This window comes from Nocardioides coralli (assembly GCF_019880385.1).
Classification (GTDB): Bacteria; Actinomycetota; Actinomycetes; order Propionibacteriales; family Nocardioidaceae; genus Nocardioides; species Nocardioides coralli.
Window position 1 is genome coordinate 3513958 of sequence record NZ_CP082273.1, and the last position, 13175, is coordinate 3527132.

Here is a 13175-nt window from a genome sequence, read left to right on the forward strand (position 1 = left end):
GGCCAGAGGCTCGAAGAGGGGAATCCGTGGAGCAGCCAGCAAGGCCCGGCGACCTGCTCGCCGACCGCTACCTGCTGGTCGACCTGCTGACCGAGAGCGGCGGCGGCAGGTTCTGGCGAGCCGAGGACCAGGTCCTCGACCGGCACGTCGCCCTCCACTGCATCGCCGAGGACGACCACCGAGCGGCCCGGCTCACCGAGGCGGCCCGGCTCTCCGCAACCGTGCTCGACCGCCGCATCCTCCGCGTGCTCGACGCCGACGAGCGCGAGGGTCTCGCGTTCGTGGTGAACGAGTGGGGGGCGGGCACCTCCCTCGACATCATGGTGGCCGGCGAGGGGCCGCTGCCGCCGCGGCGGGCCGCGTGGATCGTGTCCGAGGTCGCCGCCTCGATGGCCGTGGCCCACGACCAGCGGGTGCCCCACGGGCGGCTGGTTCCCGAGAACATCCTCATCGACCAGTCCGGCGCCGTCCGCGTCATCGGCTTCTGCGTCGACGCGGCGTTGATGGGACTCCCGCAGGGGGACCTCACCACCGACGTCGCCGACCTGGGCGCGCTGCTCTACTTCCTGCTCACGGGCACCTGGCCCGGCCCCTCACCCTCAGCGGTCCCGCCGGCCCTGCGGCGCGACGAGCGGTGGCTGCGGCCGCGGCAGGTCCGCGCGGGCATCCCGCGGGTGCTCGACGGCATCTGCGACCAGGTTCTCAACCCCTTCGACGCCCCACCCACCGCCTGGAGCCACAACCTCGGCACCGCGCGTGGGCTGTGCGACGCGCTGCGCGACTACGTCGGCGACCCGGCCGGCCTCAGCGAGCCCGCGCCCCTCAACGGCGTCAAGGGGGCCGGGGCCCTCGCGGTGCCCAACCGCCGCGACCACCCGCAGCCCGCGCCCCCGATGGACCACCGCTCCTCCCCGGACGCCGACCCCGGCCCCGGGGCATCCGACACCGGGGCGGACGAGCCGGAGCCGGGCGAGGACCTCGACACGTCCCCGGGCGCGCCCACTGGTCCGCCGACGGGCCCCGGCGAGGACGAGGTCGCGCCGACCCTGGTGGTCCCGAGCGTCTCACCCAGCGCGCCCCCGAGCCCGCCCTCGGGTTCGGCTCCTCCTCAGCCACCCGCCCCACCGGACGCCGAGAGCCCCGTCGACGCCGGGTCGGCCGATCCGGCGGGGACCGGCCCGGCCGACGAGCCGCGGACCCCGGTGGACATCCCGACCCAGGCCGGGATGCCGATCTTCGGCGACACCGACGAGGACGTCTCCTGGCTGGAGCGCCGCACGGAACCGCCGCCCCCGCCGCCGGCGTTCGAGGACCCGCCCGAGCGACCACTCTTCGCGCCCGAGCCCGCCGACGGCGGCCCGGCCCGCCGACCGCGACCCGGGGTGAGCGCCCCGACCGGTGACTACTGGCCGTGGGACACCGGCACCGGCACCGGCAGCGGGGTGATCCCCGTGACCGAGGACGAGGACGACGAGGACGAGGTGCCGGGCCGCTCCTGGTTCCGGCTGGGGGTGCTGGTGTTCCTCTCCCTCCTGCTGGTGCTCGCGATGGTCGTGGCCTACAACCTCGGCCGCGGCAGGACACCCCTCGGCTCCGAGCCCGAGCCGGCGCCCACGACGCCGTCCGCCACGCAGACGGAGGAGGCGATCACGGCCTACGAGGCCCAGTCGGCGCTCGACCTCGACCCGCAGGCCGACCCGCCGGAGGAGAACCGCGACCTGGTCGGCCTCGCGATCGACGGCGACCCCACGACCGGCTGGCGGACCAGCACCTACAACGACCAGCTGGGACCGCCGCCGGGGCTGAAGACCGGTGTGGGCCTGTTCGTCGACCTGGGCGAGACCCGGGAGGTCTCCCGGATCGACCTCACCGTGGGCGGCACACCAACGGAGGTCACCTACTACCTCACCGACGAGGAACCGACGCGCGTCGCCGGGCTCGAGCCCGTGGCACAGGAGACCGCCAGCGAGCCACGGGTCCGGACCGACCTGGACGAGCCTGCCTCGGGGCGCTACCTCGTGGTGTGGCTCACCTCGCTGCCCGAGGTGGGAGACGGCTTCCGCGGTGAGATCCGGGAGCTGGTGGCCAGCGGATGACCGCTGACCCCCGCAGCGACGCCGAGCTGCTGGCGGCCCACGTGGCCGGCGAGGCTGCGGCGTTCGGGACGCTCTTCGCGCGCCACCGCGACCGGTTGTGGGCCGTGGCGCTGCGCACGATGGGGGACCCCGACGACGCCGCGGACGGCCTCCAGGACGCGATGGTGGCCGCCTACCGCCGCGCCGCGAGCTTCCGGGGGGACGCCCAGGTGACCACCTGGCTGCACCGGGTGGTGGTCAACGCCTGCCTGGACCGCATCCGCGCCGCCAAGGTCCGGCGCGCCGAGCCCCTGCCCGACGACCTGGACGAGCACCAGGCCCGCGGGTCCACGCACACCGGCACCCCGGCGGACCCCGGCGAGCAGGTGGTCGAGGAGGAGCGGCGCCGGGAGGTGCTGGCGGCCCTCGCCCGGCTGCCGGCGGAGCAGCGTGCCGCGCTCGTGCTCGTCGACATGGAGGGGTACTCCGTCGCCGAGGCGGCCGAGATCCTCGACTGCGCCCCGGGGACGGTGAAGTCGCGCTGCTCGCGGGGACGGGCGCGGCTGGCCGAGCTGCTGCAGCTGCTCGCGCCTCGCCGTGAGCCGGGCGACACCGAGGGCGGGAACCCACCGGGCTCGCCGCCCGTCCGATCACCACGGCCCCGCGGTCCACCGGCACCGGCCTGACCGATGACCTGACCGATCCTGCACCATCCCTGGAGGTGAGAACCCGTGACCGACGACCAGCCGGAGCTGACCCCGGCCGAGGAGGCGGAGGTACGCCGGCGGCTGGCCGAGGCCCGGCACACCGAGCCCCTGCCGCCAGAGGTCGCCGACCGCCTCGACCGGGTCCTCGCCGACCTGGACGCGGAGCCGGCCCCGGGGGCACAGCCGGCCGGCGTCGTACGCCTCGCCGAGCGTCGCCGTCGGGCGGCCACGCTGCTGGTGGCGGCCGCTGCCGTCGTCGTCGGAGGGGTGGCGGTCGGTCAGGTGGTCGGCGGTCTCGGGGACGACGCCTCGCCGGAGGCGGTGACCGCCGGCGACGCGGAAAGCGACACCGCGCAGGGTGGTGCCCAGGGTGAGGGCGGGAGTGAGGCGCCGGCTGATGCCGAGGAGCTCGCCCGGGGCGGCGAGGGTGATGTGGCCCCCGGATCCGTGGTCGCCACGATCCGCCCCGGCCGGTTCGGGGAGGACGTCGCACGGCTGCGTGCGACGCCGCGGGCCGAGCTGGCCGAGCGGGGTGCCCCCGCATCTCCCGGGGAGCAGGCCTGCGTCCCCGGCGACTGGGGTCGGGGGGCCTACCGCGCCGTGCGCTACGGCGAGTCGATCGGCTACGTCGTGTTCCGCCGTACCCAGGGCGACACCCAGGTGGCCGACCTCTTCCTCTGCGGGGGCGAGGACGCGGTGCGCTCGGTGACACTGCCGACCCCGTGACGGGAATCTTCCTCGCCTACGATCGGTTCTGACCGGCAGCAACCCCCGATCGAGGAGCGTCATGTCCGACCCCCGCAACGTCATCGTCATCGGTTCCGGCCCGGCCGGGTACACCGCGGCGCTCTACACCGCACGGGCGTCGCTGGAGCCGCTGGTGTTCGAGGGCTCCGTGACCGCCGGTGGCGCGCTGATGAACACCACCGAGGTCGAGAACTTCCCCGGCTTCCGCGACGGGATCATGGGCCCGGCGCTGATGGACGAGATGCGGGCCCAGGCCGAGCGCTTCGGGGCCGAGCTGGTCGCCGACGACGTGGTCGAGGTCGACCTCACCGGCGACACCAAGGTGGTCCGCACCGCCACCGACACCTACACGGCGCGGTCGGTGATCCTGGCCACCGGCTCCGGCTACCGCAAGCTCGGCCTCCCCCGCGAGGAGGAGCTCTCCGGGCGAGGGGTCTCGTGGTGTGCCACCTGCGACGGCTTCTTCTTCCGCGACCAGGCGATCGCCGTGGTCGGGGGCGGGGACTCGGCTGTCGAGGAGGCCACCTTCCTCACGCGGTTCGGCAAGAAGGTCTACTTGATCCACCGCCGTGACGAGCTGCGCGCCTCCAAGATCATGCAGGAGCGCGCCTTCGCCGACGAGAAGCTCGAGATCGTCTGGAACGCCGAGATCGCCGAGATCAACGGCGAGGACCGGCTGGAGTCCGTGACGCTGCGCGACACGGTGACCGGCGAGACCCGGCCCCTGGACGTGACGGGGCTCTTCATCGCCATCGGTCACGACCCGCGCTCGGAGCTGCTCGGCGGACAGGTCGACCTCGACGACAACGGCTACGTGCTGGTCGACCACCCCTCCACCGCCACCAACCTGCCGGGCGTCTTCGCCAGCGGCGACCTGGTCGACCACCACTACCGGCAGGCGATCACCGCGGCCGGCACCGGCTGTGCAGCGGCGCTCGACGCGGAGCGCTACGTCGCCGCGCTCGACCATGCCGCCTCGACGGCCGGGTCGCCGGAGGAGACCGCGGAGATCGTCTCCGAGGTCGTGCAGGCCAGCGGCGTCTGACCCTCCCCGGCCGTCGCGCCCCGGAACATCTGTCGCCCCTGTGGTGTTCACTGAGCACAGCGCAACCGAGATCTGAGAGGTACTCCCCGTGGCCAACATCGCTGCCGTGACCGACGCCGACTTCGAGACGCAGGTCCTGAAGTCCGACAAGCCCGTGCTCGTCGACTTCTGGGCGGAGTGGTGCGGCCCGTGCCGCCAGGTCGCCCCCATTCTCGAGGAGATCGCCGCCGAGCACGGCGAGAAGGTCACCATCGTCAAGCTCAACGTCGACGAGAACCCCGTGACCCCCTCGTCCTACCGGGTCACCGGCATCCCGACCCTCAACCTCTACCAGGACGGCGAGGTCGTGAAGAGCATCGTGGGTGCGCGTCCCAAGGCCGCGCTCCTCAACGAGCTGTCCGACGTCATCGCCTGACCCCTCCGGGCGTCCGTCGGCTCAGCCGGCGAGGTCGCCCGGCCCAGCCGACCGCGGTGTCGCTCCCGGAGCGCGCCGCGGTTTCGGTTGTGGCCGCACCGCGCCCACGAGTCGTTCCAGCGCTGCCTCGACCTCGTCCTTCCAGGACACGGCCGTGCGCAGGTCCATCCGCATCCGGGGCGTGATCGGGTGGGGTCGCTGGGTGCGGAAGCCGACGCCACTAAGGAAGTCGGCCGGGACCGTGCAGCGTTGACCCGCCGTCCGGCTGCCGAAGGCCTCCACGGCGCGGATGTTGCGTTCCACGAGGTCGCGCGCCATCGCGCGCACCAGCATCCGCCCGACCCCTCCGCCGCGGGCGTGTGGCGCGACGTGCACGGTGGTCAGCAGCACGGCGTCCGCCGAGACCGGCGCGGTGGGGAACCCTGAGGAGCCCGGCACGAACCGGGCGGGCGCATAGATGAGATGGCCGACGACCTCGTCGCCGACGACGGCCACCCGGCCGCAGGAACCCCACTCGCGCAGCACCTCCGAGGTCCAGGCGGCCTTCTCCGACGTCGGGTCGTCCAGCCGCTGCCGGCGTACCGGATCGAACTGCCAGAACACGCACGACCGGCAGGACGCATCGATGGCGTCGAGGTTGTCCAGCGTGAGCCGGACCGCGGTACGGGTCATGACGGGCCTCCAGCCGATGGGCCTCCGCGACGATGGTATGCGGACCCACTGCCCCGGGTCGCCGGGTTGCTGCGAGGATGGCCGCGTGCGACCGATCCGCCAGAGCCGCAAGCTCCACCACGTGCGGTACGACGTCCGCGGTCCGATCCTCACCGAGGCGCAGCGCCTCGAGTCCGAGGGGCACCGGATCCTCAAGCTCAACATCGGCAACCCGGCGCCGTTCGGCTTCGAGGCGCCCGAGGCGATCGTGGCCGACATCGTCCACCACCTGCCCGAGGCGCAGGGTTACAGCGACTCCCAGGGGATCTATCCCGCCCGTACGGCCGTGGCGCAGTACTACCAGCAGCGCGGGCTGCGCGACGTGGCCGTCGACGACGTCTTCATCGGCAACGGGGTCTCCGAGCTGATCTCGATGGTGCTGCAGGCCTTCGTCGACGACGGCAACGAGATCCTGGTCCCGGCCCCCGACTACCCCCTCTGGACGGGCGCGGTGACGCTCTCCGGGGGTACCCCGGTGCACTACCTGTGCGACGAGGAGGACGGCTGGAACCCCGACCTGGCCGACATCGAGTCCAAGATCACCGAGGCCACGCACGCCATCGTCATCATCAACCCCAACAACCCCACGGGGGCGGTCTACTCGCGGCAGGTCGTCGAGGGCCTGGTCGACATCGCGCGACGCCACCAGCTGGTCGTCTTCGCCGACGAGATCTACGAGAAGATCCTCTTCGACAACGCTGTGCACCACCACGCCGCGACGGCAGCCCGCGACGACGTGCTCTGCCTGACCTTCAGCGGTCTGTCGAAGGCCTACCGCGTGTGCGGCTACCGAGCGGGCTGGGTGATGGTCTCGGGGCCCAAGGAGCTGGCGACCGACTTCCTCGAGGGCCTGACCCTGATCGCCAACATGCGGATGTGCGCCAACGTGCCCGCCCAGCACGCGATCCAGACCGCGCTGGGCGGCTACCAGTCCATCGAGGAGCTGATCCGGCCCGGGGGCCGGTTCTACGAGCAGAGCATGCTCGCCGACAAGCTGCTCAACGACATCCCCGGGGTCTCCTCGGTGCGACCCCGTGGGGCGCTCTACTGCTTCCCGCGCCTGGACCCCGCGGTCTACCCCGTCGACGACGACCAGCAGCTGGTCATCGACCTGCTGCGGGCCAAGAAGATCCTCGTCACGCACGGGACCGGCTTCAACTGGCCCCACCCGGACCACTTCCGGATGGTGACCCTGCCCGACGTCGACATCCTCGAGGAGGCGATCGGCCGGATCGCCGACTTCCTCGCCACCCGCCGCTGACCAGGAGGCCACCCGTGCGCGACATCATCTACCCCCCGATCGTCGTGGCGGCCAAGCTGGGGTTCCGGCTGCTCGGAAACCGGTTCCAGATGACGGGAACCCACCACATCCCCACCAGCGGGGGCGTGCTGCTCGCCTACAACCACATCGGGTACGTCGACTTCGTCTACGGCGGCCTGGCTGCCCAGCCCTCGCAGCGGCTGGTCCGGTTCATGGGCAAGCGGGAGCTGTTCGACCACCGCGTCACGGGGCCGATCATGCGGGGGTGCCACCACATCGAGGTGGACCGCGGCGCGGGCACCCGCTCGCTCGAGGTCGCCCAGGACTACCTGGAGGCCGGGGAGGCGGTCGGCATCTTCCCGGAGGCCACGATCTCGCGCGCGTTCGAGGTCAAGGAGCTCAAGACGGGGGCCGTGCGCATCGCCGCCGCCGCCGGCGTGCCGCTGATCCCCGTCATCCTGTGGGGCACCCAGCGCCTCATGACCAAGGACCACCCCCGCGACTTCTCCCGTGGCAAGACCATCGCGATCACGGTCGGCGAACCGCTCCGTCCCACGGGCGCCGACCCCGCTGCCGAGACCGCCTCCCTGCACGCCGTCATGACCGAGCTGCTCGACGCCACCATCGCCGCCTACCCCGTCGCGGAACAGCCTCCCGGCTGCTGGTGGCTGCCGCGGCGGCACGGGGGCAGTGCCCCGACCCTCGCCGAGGCGGCCGAGCTGGACGCACGGGAGCGGGCGGAACGCGCGGCACGTCGTGCCGCCAAGTCGACGGAGTGACTTGTCGTTTTGTCGACAAAGAGACCTAGATCGGGCGGTCGTTCCGGTTCCGCGGGTCCATCACGTCCACGATGCGCTGCAGGTCCTGCAGGGAGGCGAACTCCACGGTGATCTTCCCCTTGGCCTTGCCGAGGTCGACCTTGACCCGCGTCTCGAGCCGGTCGGAGAGACGGTCGGCGATCTCGACGAGCCCGGGGGCCACCGGGGTGGCGCGCCGCTGCCGGGGAGGTGCCTGCTCGCCCTCACCGACGGCCACGATCTCCTCCAGGCCCCGCACGCTGATCCCCTCGCTGACCACCCGCGCGGCGAGCCGTTCCTGGCGCTCGGGGTCCTCGACCCCGAGCAGCGCGCGAGCGTGCCCGGCCGACAGGACGCCGGCCGCCACCCGCCGCTGCACGGCTGGTGAGAGCTTGAGCAGTCGCAGGGTGTTGCTGATCTGCGGGCGGGAGCGCCCGATGCGCGTGGCGAGCTCCTCGTGGGTGCAGGAGAAGTCCTCGAGCAGCTGCTGGTAGGCCGCCGCCTCCTCCAGCGGGTTCAGCTGCGACCGGTGCAGGTTCTCCAGCAGTGCATCGCGCAGCATGTCGTCGTCGCCGGTCTCGCGGACGATCGTCGGAATGGTCTCGAGGCCGGCCTCCTGAGCGGCGCGCCACCGCCGCTCGCCCATGACCAGCTCATAGCGCCCCTCCCCGACCGGGCGGACCACGATCGGCTGCAGCAGGCCGATCTCCTTGATGGAGGTGACCAGCTCCGCCATGGCCTCCTCCTCGAAGACCTGGCGCGGCTGGACGTGGTTGGGGGCGATCACCCCCGGCGGCAGCTCGGTGAAGTAGGAGCCACCCACCAGCTCGGGGACAGCCGGGGCGTCCGGGGCCTGTCGCTCCTGCCTGGTCGCCCCGTCGCTGCCGACGTGCGCCCCCTCGTCCCCCGCCTCGCCGGCCTCGGGGCGTGGGGCGGTCGGGATCAGCGAGCCGAGGCCTCGGCCCAGGCCGCGGCGTTGGGGGGTGGTGGGGGTGTTCATCGGGCGGGTGCTCCCTTGGTGGCGATCTCGCGGGCGGCTTCGAGGTAGCAGAGCGCCCCGGGCGAGCCGGGGTCGTAGGTCATCACCGTCTGGCCGTAGGACGGAGCCTCCGAGACGCGGACGGAGCGGGGGATGGTGGTCTTGAGGACCTGGTCACCGAAGTGCTCGCGCACCTCGTCGGCGACGCCGGAGGCCAGCCGGGTGCGCGCGTCGTACATCGTCACCAGGATGGTGGAGACCTCCAGCGTCGGGTTCAGGTGAGCCTTCACCATCTCGACGGTCTCGAGCAACTGCCCGAGCCCCTCCAGGGCGTAGTACTCGGCCTGGATGGGGATCATCATCTCCTCGCCCGCAACCAGCGCGTTGAGGGTGAGCAGTCCGAGCGAGGGCGGGCAGTCGACGAAGACGTAGTCGAACCGCTTATCCCCGGCCGCCTCGGCGTCACCCACGAGCGGATGCCCCTGGATCGCCTTGCGCAGCCGGCTCTCCCGTGCCACCACGCTGACCAGCTCGATCTCGGCGCCCGCGAGGTCGATCGTCGCCGGGACCACCCACAGGCCCGGTGTCTCGGGGCTCTCGGCCATCACCTCCGCCAGGGACGTCCCGTCGACGACCGCGTCGTAGGTCGACGGCACGCCACGGCGGTGCTCCACCCCGAGGGCGGTGGAGGCGTTGCCCTGGGGGTCGAGGTCGATCACGAGCACCCGCTGGCCCAGCTGCGCAAGGGCCGCGGCGACGTTGACCGTGGTGGTGGTCTTGCCGACCCCACCCTTCTGGTTCGCGACCACGAAGACCCGGGTCCGCTCGGGGCGGCTCAGCGTGGGGCGCGTTCGGGCACCGTGCCGGGCCAGCACCGTGTGCTCGGCCGCACGTGCCAATGGCGTGCTGTCGTCGTGGTACGGCTGCTCGGCGGCGGCCAGCTCGGCCGCCGTCCGGACGCCGTAGCTGGAGCCGGACGGCGATGTTTCACGTGGAACCACGGTGCTGCTTTCGCTCGGGGCGGACGGCGTCCCGGTCGTCGGGCCTTGTGGATGAACCGGACCGTCCTGTGTATAACTGCGCTCAGCGGGCCATCCCAGCCCGGTGGATAACTGGGGTCGGCGATCGGCCGCGGGCCAGCCGAGCCGGCCGGGAGCCATCGGGGGAGAGACCTCGGGCACCGGGTCAACCTACCTGTCGCGGATCGGCCCAGGCCACCCGCACCGCCCTGGTGGTCGGATCGACCACGCCGGATCCGAGCTCGGTGATCTCCGGGTCGGCGCACCGCAACCGGCGCACCGTCCGCCGCGCGGCGGCGATCTCCTCCTCCGCCCTGGAGCCCTTCATCGCCAGGACGACGCCCCCGGGCGCGGCCAGGGGCATGCACCAACCCAGCAGCTTCCCGAGCGGGGCGACGGCTCGGGAGGTCACCACGTCGTAGCGCTCCGCGCCGTGCAGCTCCTCGGCCCGGGCGCGCACGACCCTGCAGCCGGTCAGGGCGAGCTCGTCGACGACCTCCTGCAGGAACGTGGCTCGCCGCAGCAACGGCTCCGCCAGGGTGACCCGGAGGTCCGGGCGCGCGATCGCCAGCACCACTCCGGGCAGCCCGGCACCGGAGCCGACGTCAGCCACCCTGGCGCCCTGCGGCACCGCCTCCCCGAGGACCGCGCAGTTGAGCAGGTGGCGCTCCCACAGGCGCGGCACCTCGCGGGGCCCGATCAGCCCCCGCTCGACACCGGCGGTGCCCAAGAGCGCGGCGTAGCGCTCGGCCAGCGCGAGGCGCCCGGAACCGAACACCCCCTGCGCCGAGGCGGGCGCAGGGGGTGTTCCACGTGAAACATCCTCGGTCACTGCGGCAGGACCACCACGTAGCGTCGCGGCTCCACGCCCTCGGACTCCGAGGTCAGGCCGGCGGCTGCCACGGCGTCATGGACGACCTTCCGCTCGAAGGGAGACATCGGGTCCAGCGACGCCGGCTCCCCGGACTCCTTGACCTCGGTCACGGTCTTCTCCGCCAGGGCGACCAGCTGCTCGCGCTTCTCGGCCCGGTATCCGCCGACGTCGAGCATCAACCGCGACCGCTCCCCGGTCTCGCGGTAGACGGCCAGGCGGGTCAGCTCCTGCAGCGCGTCGAGCACCTCGCCGTTGCGCCCGACGAGCTGCTGCAGGTCGGCACCCACGATGGACACCGCGGCGCGGTCGCCCTCGACGTCCATGTCGAGGTCGCCGTCGAGGTCGGCGATGTCCAGCAGCTCCTCGAGGTAGTCAGCGGCGATGTCGCCCTCGGCCTCGAGCCGTTCGACCCGGCTGCTGCCCGAGTCCTCCCGGCCGGTCGCTGCAGGCTCGTCGGTCGTCTCCCCCGCGTCGTCGTTCTCCTGCTCCGCGCGGGGGGTGTCAGTGGTCTCCTCGACGTTCTCGTCGAGCGGGTGGTCGGTCACGGCTTCATCCTTGCTCGTCATGGGCGCTGGTCACTTCTTCTTCTTGTTCTTGCGCTGCTGCCGGGACTCCCGCTTCGGCTGCTGGCGCTGGGCGGGACGGACCTCGGGCTCCGGCACCGGCTCGGCCGTCGCGGTGTCGAGCACGATCCCCTTCCGGGCGGCCTTGGCGGCGTCACGGTCCTGCTTGGCCTGGAAGGCCGGGGTTCCGGGCGCAGGGTTGTTGCGGATCACGTAGAACTGCTGGCCCATCGTCCAGAGGTTCGAGGTCGTCCAGTAGAACAGCACGCCGACCGGGAAGAAGATGCCGCCGAAACCGAAGGCCAGCGGGAGCACGTAGAGCAGCAGCTTCTGCTGCTGCGCGTAGGGACCGGTGAGCGCGTCGGGCGGCATGTTCTTGCTCATCAGCTGGCGCTGGGTCAGGAACGTCGTCGCGGTCATCGCCAGGACGAGCACCGCGGCCAGGATCCGCACGCTCAGCAGGTCGGTGGTCAGGAAGGTGTCGGAGATCTTGGCGTTGAGGAAGACCGCGTCGCCGAACTGCCGGTTCAGCTCCACCGTCATCAGCCCGCGCACCTGCTCGGGGTTCTTCGCAGCCTGGTCGATCAGACGGAAGAGCGAGAGGAAGATCGGCATCTGCAGCAGGATCGGCAGGCAGGACGCGAAGGGGTTGGTCCCCGAGTCGCGGTAGAGCTTCATCGTCTCCTGGGCCAGGCGCTCCCGGTCGTGCCCGTACTTCTTCTGCAGCTCCTTGACCTTGGGCTGGATCAGCTGCATGTTGCGGCTGGACTTGATCTGCTTGACGAACAGCGGGATCAGGGCCGCGCGGATGACCAGGGTCAGCCCGATGATGGAGAGCACCCAGGCGATGCCGCTGGCATCGCCGAAGATGTTGCCGAAGAGCGTGTGGAACGCCAGCAGCACCGCCGAGATGACCCAGTACAGCGGCCACATGATGAAGCCGCCGATGGTCAGGAAGAAGTCGATCACTCAGGCTCCTTGACTGGGAGTGACGCCCGAGGAGACCCGGGCAGGGGGAACAGGGTCGTACCCGCCGGCCGCCCACGGATGGCACCGCGTCAGCCGGCGGAGCGCCAGCCAGCTGCCGCGCAGCGAGCCGTGGGCCGTCACCGCCTCGAGGGCGTAGGCCGAGCAGGAGGGGTGGTAGCGGCAGACCTGCCCGTAGAGAGGGCTGATCACGGCGCGGTAGGCCCTCAACAGGCCGATGAGCAGGTACTTCACGACGTCACTTCCCTCAGCACTCGCTGCAGGCAACGGTCGAGATCGGACGCGAGTTCCGCGCTGCTGGCCGCCGAGGCCGGCGGAAGCGCCCTGATCACAAGCGCACAAGAGCCCGGGAGGCCGTCGAGGCGCTCCCGGGCGAGGTGGCGGAGTCGTCGTTGCACGCGATTGCGGGTGACGGCGTTGCCCACCGCCCTGCTGACGACCAGACCCACACGGGCGACGCCGGAGGCGTCGGTCGGAACCGGATCGAGGTGCACCACCAGGGTGCGCGAGCCGGCGCGGCTCCCGCCCCGGATCACCGCCCGGAAGGCCCGGGCGTCGGTGAGCCGGTGGGCCGCAGGCAGCACGGCGAGCGCCGAGCCGGCCTCAGACGGCCAGGCTCTTGCGGCCCTTCCGGCGACGCGAGGCCAGGATGGCGCGACCCGCGCGGGTCCGCATGCGCAGGCGGAAGCCGTGCGTCTTGTGCCGGCGACGGTTGTTCGGCTGGTACGTACGCTTGCTCACGAGCTTCTCTTTCGGTGTGGTTCCTCGGGTGCTGCCGCTCGCCGGGGGCGAACGACGGGGAAGCGCCGGTTTCGGCTGGCACCGCCCGGCCGCGGCCTCCGGCTCACCGCGGCTCTGCGAGCAGCGGGGGCCGGCCTTCCGCGGGCATGCGGCACCGGTCGACACGTGGTGACCGGCCAACGGTACGCGGGCGCGATCCACAGGGTCAAACCCACGCCCGCCGCTCCGGTCCAGCGCCTGTGGAGAAACCCTTG

At 72.2% G+C, this 13175-nt stretch carries 16 protein-coding genes; 7 read left to right on the forward strand and 9 right to left on the reverse strand.

Translation table 11 applies throughout. The annotated features are described in order from the left end of the window. Positions 1-26 precede the first annotated feature (26 nt). The 5 genes from K6T13_RS17255 (at position 27) to trxA (ending at position 4989) form a co-directional block, all read left to right on the forward strand. Positions 27-2096, forward strand: coding sequence for a protein kinase family protein (locus K6T13_RS17255; RefSeq protein ID WP_222895740.1), 2070 nt, complete (start codon positions 27-29; stop codon positions 2094-2096). After that, a complete protein-coding gene (gene sigM / locus K6T13_RS17260; RefSeq protein ID WP_222895741.1) occupies positions 2093-2761 on the forward strand; it encodes an RNA polymerase sigma factor SigM in 669 nt (222 codons plus the stop codon). Before K6T13_RS17255 ends, sigM begins: the two co-directional genes overlap by 4 nt. Before the next feature lie 45 nt (positions 2762-2806). Continuing rightward, on the forward strand, positions 2807-3508 hold the full coding sequence (locus K6T13_RS17265; RefSeq protein WP_222895742.1) for a hypothetical protein: 702 nt from the start codon (positions 2807-2809) through the stop codon (positions 3506-3508). Positions 3509-3569: 61 nt separating this feature from the next. Continuing rightward, complete coding sequence (gene trxB / locus K6T13_RS17270; RefSeq protein ID WP_222895743.1) at positions 3570-4574, forward strand: thioredoxin-disulfide reductase; 1005 nt, start codon at positions 3570-3572, stop codon at positions 4572-4574. Positions 4575-4662: 88 nt separating this feature from the next. Next, positions 4663-4989 (forward strand): thioredoxin, encoded by a 327-nt coding sequence (gene trxA, locus K6T13_RS17275; protein WP_283247934.1) that lies wholly within the window; start codon positions 4663-4665, stop codon positions 4987-4989. Between the two features lie 21 nt (positions 4990-5010). Here the strand turns inward: trxA and K6T13_RS17280 are convergent, their stop codons facing one another. Beyond that, entirely contained in the window at positions 5011-5661 is a 651-nt protein-coding gene (locus K6T13_RS17280) for a GNAT family N-acetyltransferase (RefSeq protein ID WP_222895744.1), read from the reverse strand. Positions 5662-5746: 85 nt separating this feature from the next. On the opposite strand from K6T13_RS17280, the gene K6T13_RS17285 reads away from it, so the two are divergent. Both K6T13_RS17285 and K6T13_RS17290 read left to right on the forward strand, forming a co-directional pair. Continuing rightward, positions 5747-6961, forward strand: coding sequence for a pyridoxal phosphate-dependent aminotransferase (locus K6T13_RS17285; protein ID WP_222895745.1), 1215 nt, complete (start codon positions 5747-5749; stop codon positions 6959-6961). Between the two features lie 14 nt (positions 6962-6975). After that, entirely contained in the window at positions 6976-7740 is a 765-nt protein-coding gene (locus K6T13_RS17290) for a lysophospholipid acyltransferase family protein (protein ID WP_222895746.1), read from the forward strand. A gap of 25 nt (positions 7741-7765) precedes the next feature. On the opposite strand, the gene K6T13_RS17295 is transcribed toward K6T13_RS17290, so the two are convergent. From K6T13_RS17295 to rpmH, 8 genes are all read right to left on the reverse strand, one after another. Then, positions 7766-8758, reverse strand: coding sequence for a ParB/RepB/Spo0J family partition protein (locus K6T13_RS17295; protein ID WP_222895747.1), 993 nt, complete (start codon positions 8756-8758; stop codon positions 7766-7768). Continuing rightward, positions 8755-9738 carry a ParA family protein gene (locus K6T13_RS17300; protein ID WP_283247935.1) on the reverse strand — a complete coding sequence of 328 codons (984 nt, stop codon included), beginning with the start codon at positions 9736-9738 and terminating at the stop codon, positions 8755-8757. Before K6T13_RS17300 ends, K6T13_RS17295 begins: the two co-directional genes overlap by 4 nt. Positions 9739-9922: 184 nt before the next feature. Then, positions 9923-10534 (reverse strand): 16S rRNA (guanine(527)-N(7))-methyltransferase RsmG, encoded by a 612-nt coding sequence (gene rsmG / locus K6T13_RS17305; protein WP_249423854.1) that lies wholly within the window; start codon positions 10532-10534, stop codon positions 9923-9925. Positions 10535-10584: 50 nt separating this feature from the next. Further along, positions 10585-11175 (reverse strand): Jag family protein, encoded by a 591-nt coding sequence (locus K6T13_RS17310; RefSeq protein WP_249423855.1) that lies wholly within the window; start codon positions 11173-11175, stop codon positions 10585-10587. A gap of 30 nt (positions 11176-11205) precedes the next feature. Continuing rightward, the gene (gene yidC / locus K6T13_RS17315; RefSeq protein ID WP_249424059.1) at positions 11206-12126 is read right to left on the reverse strand and encodes a membrane protein insertase YidC; all 921 of its coding nucleotides are present in this window, start codon (positions 12124-12126) and stop codon (positions 11206-11208) included. Positions 12127-12162: 36 nt separating this feature from the next. Continuing rightward, positions 12163-12414, reverse strand: coding sequence for a membrane protein insertion efficiency factor YidD (yidD, locus tag K6T13_RS17320; protein ID WP_222895751.1), 252 nt, complete (start codon positions 12412-12414; stop codon positions 12163-12165). Continuing rightward, positions 12411-12764: a ribonuclease P protein component gene (gene rnpA / locus K6T13_RS17325; protein ID WP_222895752.1), complete on the reverse strand. Its 354-nt coding sequence runs from the start codon at positions 12762-12764 to the stop codon at positions 12411-12413. Before rnpA ends, yidD begins: the two co-directional genes overlap by 4 nt. A gap of 19 nt (positions 12765-12783) precedes the next feature. Next, positions 12784-12921 carry a 50S ribosomal protein L34 gene (rpmH, locus tag K6T13_RS17330; protein ID WP_222895753.1) on the reverse strand — a complete coding sequence of 46 codons (138 nt, stop codon included), beginning with the start codon at positions 12919-12921 and terminating at the stop codon, positions 12784-12786. Positions 12922-13175: the final 254 nt, after the last annotated feature.

Excerpts from the sequence above, each read along its gene's own strand:
- sigM (WP_222895741.1), top strand. The coding sequence starts at position 2,093 with ATGACCGCTGACCCCCGCAGCGACGCCGAGCTGCTGGCGGCCCACGTG.
- trxB (WP_222895743.1), top strand. The coding sequence starts at position 3,570 with ATGTCCGACCCCCGCAACGTCATCGTCATCGGTTCCGGCCCGGCCGGG.
- K6T13_RS17280 (WP_222895744.1), bottom strand. The coding sequence starts at position 5,661 with ATGACCCGTACCGCGGTCCGGCTCACGCTGGACAACCTCGACGCCATC.
- K6T13_RS17295 (WP_222895747.1), bottom strand. The coding sequence starts at position 8,758 with ATGAACACCCCCACCACCCCCCAACGCCGCGGCCTGGGCCGAGGCCTC.
- yidC (WP_249424059.1), bottom strand. The coding sequence starts at position 12,126 with ATGTGGCCGCTGTACTGGGTCATCTCGGCGGTGCTGCTGGCGTTCCAC.